15 protein-coding genes are annotated in these 13,806 nt (G+C 68.3%); 13 read left to right on the forward strand and 2 right to left on the reverse strand.

What is annotated here, in order from left to right:
- Positions 1 to 82 precede the first annotated feature (82 nt).
- The 8 genes from NZ773_02740 (at position 83) to NZ773_02775 (ending at position 7,776) form a co-directional block, all read left to right on the forward strand.
- Positions 83 to 1,294 carry a S41 family peptidase gene (locus tag NZ773_02740; protein ID MCS6800845.1) on the forward strand — a complete coding sequence of 404 codons (1,212 nt, stop codon included), beginning with the start codon at positions 83 to 85 and terminating at the stop codon, positions 1,292 to 1,294.
- 38 nt (positions 1,295 to 1,332) lie between these two features.
- On the forward strand, positions 1,333 to 1,623 hold the full coding sequence (locus NZ773_02745) for a hypothetical protein (GenBank protein MCS6800846.1): 291 nt from the start codon (positions 1,333 to 1,335) through the stop codon (positions 1,621 to 1,623).
- Positions 1,623 to 2,471: a DMT family transporter gene (locus NZ773_02750; GenBank protein ID MCS6800847.1), complete on the forward strand. Its 849-nt coding sequence runs from the start codon at positions 1,623 to 1,625 to the stop codon at positions 2,469 to 2,471. Before NZ773_02745 ends, NZ773_02750 begins: the two co-directional genes overlap by 1 nt.
- Complete coding sequence (locus NZ773_02755) at positions 2,471 to 3,439, forward strand: D-glycerate dehydrogenase (GenBank protein ID MCS6800848.1); 969 nt, start codon at positions 2,471 to 2,473, stop codon at positions 3,437 to 3,439. Before NZ773_02750 ends, NZ773_02755 begins: the two co-directional genes overlap by 1 nt.
- 113 nt (positions 3,440 to 3,552) lie before the next feature.
- Positions 3,553 to 4,800 carry an MFS transporter gene (locus tag NZ773_02760; GenBank protein ID MCS6800849.1) on the forward strand — a complete coding sequence of 416 codons (1,248 nt, stop codon included), beginning with the start codon at positions 3,553 to 3,555 and terminating at the stop codon, positions 4,798 to 4,800.
- Positions 4,797 to 5,933 (forward strand): NAD(P)/FAD-dependent oxidoreductase, encoded by a 1,137-nt coding sequence (locus NZ773_02765; GenBank protein MCS6800850.1) that lies wholly within the window; start codon positions 4,797 to 4,799, stop codon positions 5,931 to 5,933. Before NZ773_02760 ends, NZ773_02765 begins: the two co-directional genes overlap by 4 nt.
- Before the next feature lie 15 nt (positions 5,934 to 5,948).
- The gene (locus tag NZ773_02770; GenBank protein MCS6800851.1) at positions 5,949 to 6,809 is read left to right on the forward strand and encodes an alpha/beta fold hydrolase; all 861 of its coding nucleotides are present in this window, start codon (positions 5,949 to 5,951) and stop codon (positions 6,807 to 6,809) included.
- Positions 6,810 to 6,912: 103 nt separating this feature from the next.
- Positions 6,913 to 7,776, forward strand: coding sequence for an oxaloacetate decarboxylase (locus NZ773_02775; protein ID MCS6800852.1), 864 nt, complete (start codon positions 6,913 to 6,915; stop codon positions 7,774 to 7,776).
- Here NZ773_02775 and NZ773_02780 read toward each other — a convergent pair.
- The gene (locus NZ773_02780; protein ID MCS6800853.1) at positions 7,764 to 8,696 is read right to left on the reverse strand and encodes a ribokinase; all 933 of its coding nucleotides are present in this window, start codon (positions 8,694 to 8,696) and stop codon (positions 7,764 to 7,766) included. The two genes, NZ773_02775 and NZ773_02780, sit on opposite strands and share 13 nt — an antisense overlap.
- 272 nt (positions 8,697 to 8,968) lie before the next feature.
- Between NZ773_02780 and NZ773_02785 the strand changes: the two genes are divergently transcribed.
- From NZ773_02785 to NZ773_02800, 4 genes are read left to right on the forward strand one after another with little or no spacing between them, the layout of a single operon-like run.
- Complete coding sequence (locus tag NZ773_02785; protein MCS6800854.1) at positions 8,969 to 9,202, forward strand: hypothetical protein; 234 nt, start codon at positions 8,969 to 8,971, stop codon at positions 9,200 to 9,202.
- Positions 9,195 to 9,686, forward strand: a complete 492-nt coding sequence (locus NZ773_02790; GenBank protein MCS6800855.1) for a hypothetical protein — start codon at positions 9,195 to 9,197, stop codon at positions 9,684 to 9,686. The genes NZ773_02785 and NZ773_02790 overlap by 8 nt, the downstream gene beginning before the upstream one ends.
- 42 nt (positions 9,687 to 9,728) lie before the next feature.
- Complete coding sequence (map, locus tag NZ773_02795; GenBank protein MCS6800856.1) at positions 9,729 to 10,478, forward strand: type I methionyl aminopeptidase; 750 nt, start codon at positions 9,729 to 9,731, stop codon at positions 10,476 to 10,478.
- 32 nt (positions 10,479 to 10,510) lie between these two features.
- Complete coding sequence (locus tag NZ773_02800) at positions 10,511 to 11,359, forward strand: alpha/beta hydrolase (protein MCS6800857.1); 849 nt, start codon at positions 10,511 to 10,513, stop codon at positions 11,357 to 11,359.
- A 147-nt stretch (positions 11,360 to 11,506) separates the two neighbouring features.
- Here the strand turns inward: NZ773_02800 and NZ773_02805 are convergent, their stop codons facing one another.
- Entirely contained in the window at positions 11,507 to 12,703 is a 1,197-nt protein-coding gene (locus tag NZ773_02805) for an MFS transporter (protein ID MCS6800858.1), read from the reverse strand.
- A 102-nt stretch (positions 12,704 to 12,805) separates the two neighbouring features.
- On the opposite strand from NZ773_02805, the gene fmt reads away from it, so the two are divergent.
- Positions 12,806 to 13,771, forward strand: coding sequence for a methionyl-tRNA formyltransferase (fmt, locus tag NZ773_02810; GenBank protein MCS6800859.1), 966 nt, complete (start codon positions 12,806 to 12,808; stop codon positions 13,769 to 13,771).
- Positions 13,772 to 13,806: the final 35 nt, after the last annotated feature.

Raw genomic sequence — 13,806 nt, forward strand, 5'->3', positions numbered from 1 at the left:
GACCTTCCAGCAATAGGGCGACAGCCCCCTCCGGTGGTAGAATGAAATGCGCCGTTCACGCCGGCGCGGGGAGACAGAGCCAATGCGGCGCTTCGCTCGACTTTCGGTCATCACCTTCTTGGTGGCGATGCTAGTCATCGTCTCGTTCGGCGCCGGGGTCGGCGTCGGCCGCTACTCGCCGACCGTCGTCCACGGCATTCCGCCGGCGATCGCTGCGGGTCCGGCACCGACCGCAGACGGCTTCGGCATTCTGAACGAGGTGCTGCGCATCCTCCGCACCGACTTTGTCGACCGCGACAAGCTTGATCTCTCCAAACTGGCAGAAGGGGCGATCCGCGGGATGATCGAAGCGGCGGGCGACCCGAGCCAGAGCTACCTCACTCCGGAGCAGTACCAAGAAGCGCGCCGCAACAATCAGGGGATCGCCTTCGACGGGATCGGGGCGACGGTCAATATGGATGAGAACAATCGCCTCATCATCATCTCGCCGATCGCCGGCTCACCGGCCGCCCTCGCCGGGCTGCGCCCGGGCGACTGGATCATGGCGGCTAACGGCGAAGATACGACTAAGATGACCGTCAGCGAGGCAGTGCAGAAGATCCGCGGCCCGCGCGGCACCAAAGTGCGCCTCACTATCAAGCGCGAAGGCGAAAACCCCTTCGACGTCGAGATCGTCCGCGGCCCGATCCCGGAGATCACCGTCCACTATCGGCTGCTGCCCGAAGGCTTCGCTTACATTCAGATTACCCAGGTGACGCAGCGGACCGGCGAAGAGCTGAGCAACGCCATCCCTGAGATCAAGAAGCACCATCCCAAGGGGATCATCCTCGACCTGCGCTCCAACCCGGGAGGCTCGCTCACGGCGACAATCGAAGTTGCCAGCCAATTCCTTAAGGAAGGCATTATTCTCGAGGACGTCAATGGCGACGGTAAGCGCCAAACGTACCGCGTCAAGCCCGGCGGCCAGCTGACAGAGCTACCGCTGGTAGTCCTCGTGAACAGGGGGTCGGCCTCGGCGGCAGAAGTGATCTCTGGCGCCTTCCAGGACGCCAAGCGCGCCACCATCATTGGCGAGCGCACGTTCGGCAAAGGCACCGTCAACACCTGGAAGGAGCTCTCGAACGGCGGTGCGGTCTACGTCTCGATTTCGCACTGGTATACGCCGAGCGGCCGCCAGATTGAGCGTCAGGGCATTGTGCCGGATATCATTGTGCCGATGTCGGAAGAGGATTGGCGGAGCGGCAACGATCTCCAGCTTCGCCGCGCAATTGAGTTCCTGCAGACCGGCCGGTAGTCCGTCCCTAGCCGGCCTCGGCGTGGCTGCATCTCAGCATGGCGAAGCTCCTCGCTGCCTTGACCCTCTTCGTTTTCGTTCTGCCGGCCATCATTGTCTCGCTCTGGTGGGCGGCGCTCTGCACCCGCCTTCTTCATCGCGTTCCAGCAGGCGACCAGTGGGAGACGCAGCTGAGTAGCCGCCGCGCTCTGCGCCTGCTTGTCGTGACGCTCCTTCTCGCTGGATGGATCGTGATCTTCTGGAGCTGGATCCAGTTCGCGAACAGCCAGCTTGACCCGCTGGGACTGCGTCCGATCGCCGACTGGGTCGCGACAACACTCCGCTCCTGATGACCGGCAAAGGAGCGTACTTCCTGATCGCGGCGCTCGCATGTGGGTGGGGGACCGTCGCGATCATCGTTCGGCTGGTGAACGCGCCGAGCGTCGTCGCAGTGTTCTACCGCGTCCTCTTCGCCGGGGTTGCGCTCGGCGTGGGACTGGGCGCCACCGGAGGCGCCGCACAGTGGTGGCAGCTGGTCCGGCGCCCTGCCGCTGTGGGGATGGGCCTCGCGCTCGCCCTCCACTGGCTCTGCTTCTTCCAAGCGCTGCGCGAGACGTCGGTCGCGAGCGCAGTCCTTGCGACGACCAGTTCTCCTATTTTCCTCGCCGTCCTTGGGCCGCTGCTGCTCAATGAGCGGCCGGCGGGCGGCGCGCTCATCGCCACTGGGCTTGGGATCGGCGGCGTCGCGGTCCTCACCGGGTTGGGCGACCCGAGCGAGGTGCGCGTGCAGGGGGTCGCGCTTGGCTTGCTGGCGGCGCTCCTCGGCGCGCTGATCCCGATTGCCGGGAAGCACCTCGGGCAGACGAGCCGGCCGGCAACGATCGTGAGCGTCCAGACGGCTGTCGCCAGCCTCGCCCTCCTCCCCGTTGCGCTCGCCAGCGGGGTCGCTCTCCCCCTCCGTGACCTCACCCTCCTCGCCACGCTCGGCATCGCCCACACCGCGCTCGCCTTCACGCTGTACTATCGAGCCTTACAGCGCGTGCCTGTCCAAACTGCGGGGGTGCTTGGCCTGCTCGAGCCGCTCAGCGCCGCCGTGCTCGCATGGGCGCTGCTCGGCGAGCCGGTCCGCACCTCCACGGTCGTCGGCGGCGCGCTGATCGTGCTTGGCGCGCTTCTGGTGCGCCCCCAAGGTGAGTGATGCGCGTATTCGTAACTCGAGCGCTCCCCGGCAACGCCCTCACGCGGCTGGAGTCCATCGCCGACATACGGGTGTGGCCCGAAGACCGTCCGATCCCGCCCGACCTGCTGCACGCCGAAGTCGCGGCGGCCGACGGGCTGCTCTGCACCGTTGCCGACCGGATCGGCGAGAACGTCCTCGCCCACGCGCCGCGGCTCCGCGTTATCTCGAACTACGGTGTCGGCGTCGACAACATCGATATCGCAGCTGCAACCGCGCGCCGCATCCCCGTCTGCAACACGCCGGATGTCTTGACCGACGCGACCGCCGATATCGCCATCGGCCTGATGATCGCCGCCTGCCGCCGATGGTGGGAGGCGGAGCGGCTTCTCCGCGAAAACCGGTGGGGCTCGTGGAGCCCGACGCTCCTGCTCGGCCAGCCGTTCTCGCGGCGCATCCTCGGGATTGTCGGGCTCGGCAAGATCGGCCAAGCCGTCGCCCGGCGCGCGCGCGGTTTCGGCATGGAGATCCTCTACGCTGGCCGGCGCCGGCCGGAGACCGAGAAGGCGCTGGGGCTCGCCTGGTGCAGTTCGCTTGATGAACTGCTCCGCGATAGCGATATCGTCAGCCTGCACGTTCCCCTCACCCCGGCCACCCGCCACCTGATCGGCGCAAGAGAGCTGGCGCTGATGAAGCCGACCGCCGTGCTCGTCAACACCAGCCGCGGCGCGGTCGTCGATCAAGCTGCCTTGGCAGAGGCGTTGCGCGAGCAGCGGATCTTCGCGGCCGGTCTCGACGTCTACGAAGAGGAGCCGCTTCCTCCCACCGACCCGCTGCGGGAACTGGACAACTGCATCCTCCTCCCGCATATCGGGAGCGCTGAGATCACCGCCCGTCTCGCCATGGCCGACCTCGCGGTCGACAACCTGCAGGCCGTGCTCGAGGGACGGCGGCCGCGCGCCTGCGTCAACCCCGAGGTGCTGAGCTGATTTGCGAGCGGGACATGCACTGTCGCGCTGCGGGGCGTCAGCGGGCCTCCTCCGCGTGCGCAGTGCGCGCGCCTGCCGCGTCGGGCGCGGGAGAACGCTCTACAATCCGGCTGATGGCATCGCTCAGCAGCGCGACAGCACGTGGCACGCCTTCCGCGCCGCCTTCTCGGCGCTTCACGCCCTGGCACTCGAAAGATTACCGCCTTCTGCTCTTCGGCACCCTCGCCGCCGTTCTCGGCAACTGGATCCAGCAGATCGGGCAGGGCTGGTATGTGCTGCAGCTGACCGGTTCGGCGTTCGACCTGTCGCTTGTGCAGGCCGCTTCTGCCTTCCCGATGCTGCTGTTCGGACTTCTCGGCGGAGTGATCGCCGACCGCGTCGACCGGACGCGCCTCGTCACAGTCACCCGCGCCAGCATTGCGGGGCTGTCGATCCTGCTCGGCCTGCTCGTCTGGGCCGGGCTCGCTCCGCTCTGGGTCGTCGTGCTGATCGCCGGGGTCACCGGGATCATTTGGGCGTTCGATATGCCGGCGCGTCAAGCGATGGTCCCCCAGCTGGTAGCGCCGCAGGCCCGAACCGCGGCGATCGCGTGGCTGGCCACAGTGATGAACGCCGGCCGGATTGTCGGGCCGGCGATTGGCGGCGTGCTGCTCGGCTTCGTCGGCGCAGCGGGGTGCATCATCGTGAGCGGCATGGGCTTCCTCGTGATGGCAGGCCTCTCGACGCGCATTCGGCCGCTTCCGGCAGCGCCGGCCGCCCAGCGCGACCTCGCCCGTGAACTGGCGACGGGGCTGCGCTATCTCGTCGGCAACCGGACTATCCTCGCCCTCGTTCTGTTATCGGCGGCGATCGTCGTCTTCTGGCAAGCGCACGTCGTTCTTCTTCCCGTCTTTGCGCGCGACGTGCTGCTCGCTGGCGCCTCGGGCTACGGGCTGCTCTCCGCCGCAAGCGGGGTCGGCGCCCTTCTCGGGGCGCTCCTCGTGGCAGCGTGGCTGCCCCCGCGCCATCATGGGTGGACACTCGCCGGCCTAGCGATCGCCAGCGGCGTGCTGCTTCCCCTCTGGGCATCGGCGACCGGATTTGTGCTCTCGTTGGCTCTGCTGCTCGTTGCGACGGCGTTCGGGGTCGCCGCGCAGACGCTCGCCGCCAGTCTCGTGCAGCGCGAAGTGCCCGACCAGCTGCAGGGCCGCGTGATGAGCGTCACCCTGCTCACGTGGGGAGCGTCGCCGCTCGGCCTGCTGCTTGTCGGCGCGCTCGCCGACCTGAGCAGCGCGCCCGTTGCTGTCGCCGTGACAAGTGCCGTCACCCTCCTTATCAGCGTCCTCGTCATTGTTGGAGCGCCGGGAGTGCGCCGGCTGTGAAGGCAGATGTGGCGGTGGTCGGCGCCGGCCCCGCCGGCAGCGCGACGGCGCTGCGGCTTGCCCGCGCCGGCTGGGATGTCCTGCTGCTTGAGCGAGAACAGCTGCCGCGCTACAAGGTGTGCGGCGGCGGGGTGACGCGCAAGGCGCTTGCTGAACTGCCGTTCGTCCCGGCAGACGTGTTGGAACGTGCGCCGACCCGCGCCTTAGTCTCGGTGCAGGGACAGCGGCCCGCGGAGATCCGCCTCCGTGACGTGGCCGCATGGACGGTGATGCGCGACCGATTCGACGCGCGCCTTGCTGACGCAGCGCGGCAGGCGGGAGCGCGCGTCGAGCACGGGTGGGGGGCGCTCGGCGTCCGCAATGGGATGCTCCTCACTGAGCGCGGCGCGATCGAAGCGCGGGTGATCGTCGGCGCTGATGGCGCGCCAAGCCGGGTCGCTGCGTCCGTCGGCCTCCAGCCAGCCGCGCGTCTGATGCCGGCGATTGAGGCCGAGGTCGAGGTGCCGCCTCCCGCTCTCGAAGCCTGGCGGGATACAGTGTGGTTTGACTTCGATGCGGCGCCGATGGGCTACGGCTGGCTCTTCCCGAAGGCAGCCCACCTCTCGATCGGGCTCTGCAGTCTGCACGAAAAGGTTCCCGGTCTGCGCGAACGCGCCCAGCGCTATGTTGGTGCCGTGCTCGGCGAGACCCCCTTTCAGATCCGCTCGCTGCGCGGGCACGTGCTGCCCGTCGGGGGCCCACGCGGGCCCCTTCACGCGGGAAATGTCCTCCTCGTCGGCGACGCTGCGGGGGTGGTCGACCCCTTTCTCGGCGAGGGCATCGCGTACGCCCTGCAGAGCGCTCGGCTGGCAGCCGAGACCATCGACCGGTATCTGCGCGGAGAACTGGCTGACCTCGCCCCCTATACTGCCGCGGTCATGGCGGCCTACGGGCGCGAGTTCCGCTTGGCAGACCGGCTCGGGCGGCTGGTCTTCCGTCATCCGCGCGCCATCGATCGCCTCGCGTTCCGCAACCGCTATGTCGCTGCCCTCTTTGTCGGCGTGCTGACGGGAGAGCGGAGCTACCGCCGCTTCGTCCGCGATGTCTGGCGCGCCCCGCACCGGCTCCTGCTCGGCTATCTGGGAGAGAGATGAGCAGGCGGAGGAACCATGTGGGTTGATGTTGTCTTCGTGCGGACGGCGGACGGGCTCGACTTGCCCGCCGGCTTTCTTCCGCCACGCGGCCCGGCCGCCGGCACGGCTGCCGACGCGATCATTGTGAACGGCGGGACAGGTTCAACGTTCTACAGCCGCCCCATCTTCGGCGTCGCGCCGCATCTCGCGGACGCCGGGTTTGCGGTGCTGTCGCTCAGCACGCGAGGCCACAGCATCGTCTGGAAGCAGCTCGGCCGGGCAGGCTACTTCGGCTCTGCGTTCGAGATCCTCGCCGACTGTTCCCTCGACTTCACCGCCGCGATCGCTTTTCTCGCCGACCGCGGCTATTCCCGGATCGCCATTCTCGGCCACAGCAACGGCGGGGTAAAAGCGATCTACTACGCTGCCCACGCTCCCGACCCCCGCCTGGCGGCGGTCATCTCCTGTTCTGGACCGCGTTTCTCGGCGCGATGGTACGAGCAGAGCGAACATGCGGAAGAGTATCGACGGAACCTCGCGCGTGCCCGCGCTCTCGCAGAAGCGGGTGATCCCTTCCACCTGTTCGAGTTGACGTTCCCGACGGAACCGCTGCTCCGCTCCGGCCCCGCCTACCTCGATAAGTACGGCGGGGAGACCTATAACTTCGAACTGTGGGCAGACCGCATTCGAGTTCCTCTCCTCCGCATTACGGGGGAGCACGAGACCAACGTCAACCAGCGCGGGGTAGCAGAAGACCTGATGCGGCTCGCTGTCAACAGTCCGCACCGGAAGGCGGTGGTCCTTCCTGGGGCGGGGCACCGCTACACCCCCGCCGAAGAACAGCTCGTCGCTGAACTGACCGCGGCATGGCTCCGATCGCTCCCAAGCGCCGGCTGAGCGCCGCTGCACCGGCCGCGGCGGAAGCGGCAGCATCGGCAACAGCAATGCCCTGCAGCTCCTGCGGAGATGGGGCGGCAGTGGCGATCGGAAGGAGGCAGCCATGAATCGAGCGGCGCAACTCCGCGCCCGGCTCGCCCAGCCCGAGATCCTGATCGTGCCGGGCGTCGTCGACGCGCTGACGGCGCGGCTCGCGCAGGAAGCCGGCTTCCCCGCGGTCTACCTGACGGGCGCCGGCCTGGCGAACGCGCAGTTCGGGCTCCCCGACCTCGGGTTCCTCGGCCTCGCGGAAGTCGCCGCTCAGACTGCCCGTCTCGCCGACGCTGTCGAGGTGCCGCTCATCGTCGACGCCGACACCGGCTACGGCAACGCGCTGAATGTGCGGCGGACAGTGCGCGAACTAGAACGCGCCGGCGCGGCGGCGATCCAGCTTGAGGATCAAGTCAGTCCGAAACGGTGCGGCCACTTTGCCGGCAAAGCGGTCATCTCCCGCGAGGAGATGGTGCAGAAGATCCGCGCCGCGGTCGAAGCGCGCCGCGACCCCGAGACGGTCATCATCGCTCGGACCGATGCGCTCGCCAGCGAGGGGATTGAAGGCGCAATCGCGCGCGCGCGCGCCTACCGCGCCGCCGGCGCCGACATTCTCTTCGTTGAGGCGCCGCGCGACCGCGACCAGCTTGCGCGGCTCCCGCGGGAGATTGACGCGCCGCTCCTCGTCAATCAGGTCGAAGGCGGGCAGACCCCCCTTCTGCCGGCGAAAGAGCTGCACCGGCTTGGCTTTCGCATCGCCCTCTATGCCAACACGGCGCTCCGCGTCGCGCTGTTCGCCGTCCGCGAGGCGTTCGCCGTCCTTGCCGCTGACGGCAGCAGCGAGCGGCTCGTTGGGCAGATGCTCGACTGGGAGGAACGGCAACGGCTCGCGGGCCTGGAAGGCTGGCTGGCGCTGGAGCAGCGCTACGCCTCATAAGCCGGCGGCACAGCCGCAAGCAGGCGCTCGATCGCCGCTCGGGTCGGCATTGCGGGCTCCGCTCCCAGCGTCGTTACAGCGAGCGCCCCCGCCGCATTGGCGAAGCGGACAGCGCGCTCGACAGGGTCGCCCGCCGCAAGCCGCGCCGCAAACGCGCCCACAAACGCATCGCCGGCGCCGGTTGCATCGACCGCGTCGACGCGGATGGCGTTCAGACGGAGCTCACGCCCGCCGGTGAGCAGAAATGCGCCGCGCTCGCCGAGCGTCACAATCACCGTTGCAGGGCCCCGCTGCTGCAGCCGCCGCGCCGCCTCCCGCAGGCAGTCTTCGTTCTCGAGGGACAGCCCGGCAAACGCCTCGGCCTCCTGCTCATTGACCACGAGGATATCGGCGAGGGCAAACAGAGCGGGGTCGACTGGACCGGCCGGCGCCGCGTTCCAGAGGAACGTCGCGCCCGCCTCCCGCGCCAGTTCCCCTGCCCGCCGGATGGACTCGATGCTCGTCTCCCGCTGCGCGACCACGACGCGGGAGGCAGCGATGAGAGCGCGCGCAGCGTCGACGAGACGGCGGGGGAGGATAAGGTTGGCACGCGGGGCAACGATGAGCGTATTGTGCCCCTCGCGGTCGACAATCGGCACCGAGATGCCCGTGCCGCTGCCTCCGCGCTGGACGCAGCGCCGATCGATCCCCTCGCGGTCGAGCGCCGCCTCAAAGAGGGGCGCGAACAGATCGTCCCCAAGCTGGCCGACGAGGGCGACCGTTGCGCCGGCGCGGCGCGCCGCAACCGCCTGATTAAACCCCTTGCCGCCGAGAAAGACCCCCGCCTCCTCAGCAGTGAGCGTTTCGCCGCCGACGGGCTGCCGGGCCACCCGAAAGACGACATCGATGACCAGGGAGCCGACAACCACCACCTCTGGCATGAGGAGGATGATACGCGGCAGCCTCGGCCCTGCGCAGCCCGGTCGCCTCTCGCCCGGGTCCCTGCTCTTCTCGGCGACGAACCCTCACCCCCATCCCAAGGCCACGCCCCAGCGGACGCGAGACCTCCGCGCGGACACGCCTGCCTCCCGCTCACTCCGCGCGGCACGACGAGAAGGATTGCACGTATTCGGTATGAGCGATAAACTGGCAGCAGCCGTCGTCCGAGGAGGACGAGGAAGCGCGCAACTCACGGCGCCAGAAAGGGGGAACAATGGGTCGGATCATCATCGCCAATCGCCGCGGCCATCAGGTGATCGAGTGGAGCACGACCGATACCGAAGAAGCACGCGAGCAGATCGCCATTGCCGAGCGGATTCTTCGGGAAGCGCGCGAGGCGGGATGCGCTGTCTCAAAGAAAGTCGATGGCCAGCACGTGATCGACCACGGCCCGTTCGACCCGAAGGTCGAGGAATATCAGATCCTGGCCCCGATCGCTGGTGGCTAATCTTCGCGCCTGGCTCCGCCGCCTGTTTCGCCGCCCGGCGGAACAGCGGCTCGACGCCGAGGGAACCCCTCTCGAGCTTCCGTGGGCCTACCATTGGGAGTGGGTTCCGAAGCGGAGCGCTGGGCGCGACTTCACGCGCGAAGATTACGAGCAAGCGCGCCGGCGCGCCCGTGAGGTTGCCCGCGCAACGCTCGGCGAGGAGACGTGGCAGCGGCTAGAGCGGGAGGGACACCTCGATGTGCCTTCCCGGCTCTTCCCCGGCGTGATTTACCGGCTGCGCGTTGGGCGGCGGATCGAAGTGATCACTCCGCCAGGGATGCGGCCGCCGTGGCCGTTTCCCTATCTCTGCATCAATCCTACCTATCCCTTGCCTGAAGAAGAGTTCTTCGCCCAGCTGTATCTCTACGTCCGCGACCAAGAGGAGGAGGTCGTTCGTGTTGCTGCTCCCCAACCGTGGGACCAGCGGCTCGGCCGCACCTTCTAAAGTGTTCTCCCCGGCGTACAATCATGCTGAGGAGCGTCGGTTATGGTCGTGACAGCGGAGGAAGAACTCGAAGGGCTGAAACGTGTTGGGCGGGTGTGCGCGCTCACGCTGCGCGAGATGGCAGCGCACCTGCGGCCGGGGATCACGACGGGCGAACTCGACCGGATTGGAGAGCGGGTGCTCCGCGCCCACGGCGCGCAGTCGGCGCCGATCCTCGCCTACAAGTTTCCGGGATGGACCTGCATCAGCGTCAACGATGAGGCGGCGCACGGCATTCCCGGCGCTCGCGTCATCCAGCCGGGCGACCTTGTCAACATCGACGTCTCGGCAGAACTGAACGGCTATTGGGCCGATATGGGGGCGACGTTCATCGTGCCGCCGATCGACTCAAAGCGAGCGCGGCTCGTCGAGGCGGCGCGGCGGGCGCAGCAGGCCGCAGCGGCGGTCGTTCGGGCCGGCCGGCTGATGAATGTCGTCGGCAAAGCGGTCGAAGCGGAGGCAAAGCGCGCCGGCTTCAAGGTCATTCGTGACCTCGGCTCTCACGGGGTCGGCCGGCACATCCACGAGGAGCCGCACTTCATCCCCGCCTTCTTTGACCCGAACGAGCAGCGGCGCTTCGAGGAGGGCATGGTCCTGACAATCGAGCCCTTCCTGACGACGCGCGCGATCCATACAAAAACTGCGGCCGACGGCTGGACGATCCGGACCATCGACGGGTCGCTCTCCGCCCAATTCGAGCACACCTATGTCGTGACGAAAGGGGCCCCGATCCCGATCACTGTCCTAGACTGAGCGCCCCACCCTTCGAGCAGGGAGTCGCGAGAGTGAGTGACCGAGCCTTTTATGCCGGCGCCCCCCCCTACCAGATGTACGTGACCCAGCGCATCCCAGCGAGCCCGTCCCGCCCCGTCTCGGTGCTGTTCATTCACGGTGCCGGACACACGGGTGTCTGCTGGGAGTTCCTTCCCGACGGAAGCGAGGGCTGGCGCGCCTCGTTCGTTCAGCGCGGCTTCCCTGTCTACACGGTCGACCTGCCGGGGCATGGGCGGTCGCCTCTGCCGCCCGATTTCCCGACCCTCGGTCTCGGCCGCGCTGTCGCCGCGCTCGCCGAAGTGGTCCAGCAAGCAGGGCCGATCATCCTTATCGGCCACAGCATGGGCGGCCATATCACCGACCGGGTCGTCGCTTCTCTCTCCGCCGAGCATCGGCGCAACGTCCGCGCGGTCGTGCTGGTGGCGCCGGTTTCGCCGCCCGACCTCGCAAGCGGAGGTCCCGTGCGCGAGGAAACCGAGCCCGTCCGCCTCGAGCGGGAGATGGCGTTCGCTCTCTTCGGCAAGAGCGAGCGGTTCCCGGCGGCGCACTTCGAGAATTACTACCGCTCCCTCGTTCCCGAGAGCCCGGCGAGCTACAACGAGTTTCAGCTGGCGCGGGGGGTGGCACCCGTGGGCGAAGGATTGTACCGCGACATCCCCAGCCTGATCGTTGGCGGTGAGCAGGATTTCATTCCCGAAGCGAGCTGGCAGCGCCGAGCGGACTATCTCGGGATGGAACTGGTGATGCTTGGCCGCGACTGGGGCATGCCCGGGCACGGCCACATGGTGATGCTGGAAGAAGGGGCAGACGCGATCGCCGCCCGCATCATCGCTTGGCTGGAAGCGAAGGGCGTCGCCTAGGGCTCCGCCACTCCCGCTGCCCCTCTTTTGCTGCATCGCCCGCCCGCGCCGCGCAAGGAGAGCGCGCCCCGGGCGAGAGGCGAAGCGGGAGAGACTGCCTCGCGCTCGCGTGCTGACCAGCAAACGACCGTGACGGCGGCGCGCGTGTTAGTGCGCGCGCACTCCCTGGGCCGCCGAGGGGGCAGGCGCTGCCCGCGTCGGGAGCGCGACCGCGAGCGCCGCGCCAAAAACGGCGGCGCACGCGATAAAGAGCGCAGACGGCCCGAACGCCGCCAGCACTTGGGCGCCCAGCAGGGGACCGACGACGCGCGCCCCCGCGCCCGCCGCCTGAGCGACACCGAGGATCGCGCCCTGCTCGGTCGGGGAGGCAGCGCGGGAGAGAAGAGCCGTCGTCGCCGGCGCCGCGATCGCCTCGGCAATGGTGATTACCGCCATGGCAAGCACGATGCCCAGTCCTGCGAGGCCGAGCGTCAGCGGCGGCATCGCCAACGCGCCGACCACAAGCAGAGCGACGCCGAGCCAGACCAGCACGTGCTCGCGGAAGCGGCGGGAAAGCCGACTGACAATCAGCAGCTGGCTGAGGGCAGAAATGGCACCCATCGTTGCGAACAGCAAGCCGGTCTCCGCCGGACCAAAGCCGACCGTCTCCTTTGCGTAGAGGGGGAGGAGGGGGTGAGAGATCGAGGTGCCGAGCATCGTCAGGGCCGCGATTGCGATCGGCGCTGCCACCGCTCGGCGGCGCAGCGCTAGCCGAAGCGAGGGGCGGGCGCGCGCTGCGGGCGCTGTGCGGCGAGACTCCGGCAGGAAGAACAGCGCCGCCCCGACATTCAGCAGAGAGAGCGCGGCAGCAGCGTAGGCCGGAGCGCTCAGGTTGAGCTGCCCGAGAAGCCCGCCGATCGCCGGCCCGACCACAAAGCCGAGCCCAAACGCCGCGCCGAGCAGCCCGAGCGCCCGGGTGCGCTGTTCTGGCGCCGTCACATCAGCTGCGTACGCTTGAGCGGCTGCGAGATTGGCCGCAAAGACCCCGCCGATCAGCCGCGCGATGACAAGGAGGGGAAAGGAGTCGGCGAGCCCTACCAAGGCGAAGCTCACCGTTGCGCCGGCAAGGCTGATGATCAAAATTGGCCGGCGGCCCCAGCGGTCGGACCACCGCCCCCAGAGGGGAGCGCAGAGCAGCTGCATCAGCGGATAGACCGCGAGGAGCACGCCGACCGCGACGCCGTCGACGCCGAAGGCAACGGCGTAGAGAGGAAGCAGGGGAGCGATGAGCGCTGTCCCTGCGATCGAGAGAAAGACGACCCCGAATAAGACGAGCAGGGACCCGGCGGGCGGCGCAGGGGTCACGCTGCCCAGCCTAGCCAGCGAGAAGCGACAATCTCCCGCTCACGGGAACGCCCGCCGCAGGCCGGCATTCCGGAACGGGAAGCGCAGTTCGGAGCAGCAGCGATGCGAGTAGTGTTTATGGGAACGCCCGACTTTGCGGTGCCGAGCCTTCGGGCGCTGGCGGCATCCGGCAACGAACTTGTCGCGGTGTATACCCAGCCCGACCGGCCGGCGGGACGCGGCCATCGGCTGACCCCCTCGCCAGTGAAACGCGCCGCCCTAGAGCTGGGAGTGCCGGTCCACCAGCCAGTCAGCCTGCGACCGGCCGAGGAGGTTGCGCGCCTTGCCGCTCTCAAGCCTGACCTCATTGTCGTTGCCGCGTTTGGGCAGATCCTTCGTCCCAATGTTATCAGCATCCCGCAATACGGCATTCTGAATGTTCATGCCTCGCTCTTGCCGCGCTGGCGAGGCGCCGCGCCGATCCCGGCGGCCATTCTCGCCGGCGACCAAGTAACCGGCATCACAATCATGCTGATTGATCCCGGCCTCGACACCGGCCCCATTCTGGCTCAAGAAGCGATCCCGATTGCCGAGGACGACACCACCGGAACGCTGACCGCCAAACTCGCGGCCCTGGGCGCCGACCTCCTCCTCCGCACGATCCCAGCGTGGGTCGCCGGGCAGATCCAGCCGACGCCTCAGGATGACACCCTAGCGACCTTCGCCCCCCGGGTCCAGCCGACCGACGCGATCATCGACTGGAGAAAACCCGCCTCGCAGATCGCCCGCGAGGTGCGCGCCTACCAGCCGTGGCCCGGCGCGTGGACCACGCTCGGTGGCCGGCGGCTGACGATTCTCGCCGCGGCGCCCATCGAAGGCGAGGGGGCGCCACCCGGTCTGATCCTGCCCGAAGGCCGCTCCGGCCTCGCTGTCGCTACGGGAGAGGGACGGCTGCGCCTGCATCGCGTTCAGCTCGAGGGCGGCAAGCCGCTCGATATCGCGAGTTTCCGCGCCGGACACCGCGATCTGATTGGAAAAATCCTTCAGCCGCCGGCAAGACGTGACGAAGAGCCTTCTCAGGAGAGCTAGCCACTCCTCTCACCCCTCTTTGGCTATTGGAAGCA

The sequence above is a fragment of the Dehalococcoidia bacterium genome (assembly GCA_025054935.1).
Classification (GTDB): Bacteria; Chloroflexota; Dehalococcoidia; order SpSt-223; family SpSt-223; genus JANWZD01.

Coding starts and splice junctions, on each gene's coding strand:
- map (MCS6800856.1), top strand. CDS start 9,729: ATGGTCGTGACAGCGGAGGAAGAACTCGAAGGGCTGAAACGTGTTGGG.
- NZ773_02755 (MCS6800848.1), top strand. CDS start 2,471: ATGCGCGTATTCGTAACTCGAGCGCTCCCCGGCAACGCCCTCACGCGG.
- NZ773_02740 (MCS6800845.1), top strand. CDS start 83: ATGCGGCGCTTCGCTCGACTTTCGGTCATCACCTTCTTGGTGGCGATG.
- NZ773_02770 (MCS6800851.1), top strand. CDS start 5,949: ATGTGGGTTGATGTTGTCTTCGTGCGGACGGCGGACGGGCTCGACTTG.
- NZ773_02780 (MCS6800853.1), bottom strand. CDS start 8,696: ATGCCAGAGGTGGTGGTTGTCGGCTCCCTGGTCATCGATGTCGTCTTT.
- NZ773_02745 (MCS6800846.1), top strand. CDS start 1,333: ATGGCGAAGCTCCTCGCTGCCTTGACCCTCTTCGTTTTCGTTCTGCCG.
- NZ773_02775 (MCS6800852.1), top strand. CDS start 6,913: ATGAATCGAGCGGCGCAACTCCGCGCCCGGCTCGCCCAGCCCGAGATC.
- fmt (MCS6800859.1), top strand. CDS start 12,806: ATGCGAGTAGTGTTTATGGGAACGCCCGACTTTGCGGTGCCGAGCCTT.
- NZ773_02760 (MCS6800849.1), top strand. CDS start 3,553: ATGGCATCGCTCAGCAGCGCGACAGCACGTGGCACGCCTTCCGCGCCG.
- NZ773_02785 (MCS6800854.1), top strand. CDS start 8,969: ATGGGTCGGATCATCATCGCCAATCGCCGCGGCCATCAGGTGATCGAG.
- NZ773_02750 (MCS6800847.1), top strand. CDS start 1,623: ATGACCGGCAAAGGAGCGTACTTCCTGATCGCGGCGCTCGCATGTGGG.